This window comes from Specibacter sp. AOP5-B1-6 (assembly GCF_052376555.1).
In the GTDB taxonomy this organism is placed as follows: Bacteria; Actinomycetota; Actinomycetes; order Actinomycetales; family Micrococcaceae; genus Specibacter.
Genome location: NZ_JBQSVT010000118.1, coordinates 1 through 763, shown reverse-complemented (window position 1 = coordinate 763; position 763 = coordinate 1). Strand labels below are relative to the sequence as shown.

General features: G+C 63.3%; 1 protein-coding gene. It reads left to right on the top strand.

Annotated features, from left to right (window positions below; translation table 11 throughout):
- The coding region (locus ACT3TS_RS19730; RefSeq protein WP_444533225.1) for a transposase at nt 1–763 on the top strand (763 nt) is incomplete at both ends.

Here is a 763-nt window from a genome sequence, read left to right as displayed (position 1 = left end):
GGGACGAGCTCCCCGCCGAACTGGCCAACAGGAAGCGCCGGGCCGAGGCGATGGCCATCGCCCGGGCCTCCATCGAGAAAGAAGCTGCGGCGAAGGCCCGGAAGGACGCCGAAGAGAAGGCAGCCAAGCGCGGCGATGACGATGATGACATCACCACCGCCGGGAACAAGGCCTCGGCAGACGCGGTCCCCAACCCCAAGGCGCAACGGAACTTCACCGATCCGGATGCACGGATCATGAAGCGCGCCGATGGATCGTTTTCCTACAACTACAACGGCCAGGCCGCCGTTGACGAACACCGGCAGGTCATCCTAGCCGCGGAACTGGGACAGGCAACCAACGACTACGGGCAGCTACTTCCCATGGTCGATCAAACCCTTGAGAACGTGGGACAGATGCCCAAGCAGTGGCTGGCGGACACCGGGTACTGCTCGAAGGCGAACCTCGAACACGCGCGGGCCCTGGAAGCCGAGCACGGCACGGAGTTCTTCATTTCCACCGGCCGCATGAAGCACTCAGCACCGATTCCTGAATCGCCGCGGGGCCGGATCCCGGCCAACACGACCGTGGTGGGCAGGATGGCCCGGAAACTGAAAACCAAGGCAGGGAAGAAAGCGTACGCCCGGCGCAAAGCCATCGTGGAACCCGTCTTCGGACAAATCCACACCCGGCAAGGCAAACACCTGCTGCTCCGCGGGCTCGAGAAAGCACAGCTCGAATGGAAGCTGCTCGCTGCCTGCCACAACATCATGAAACTGCGCAG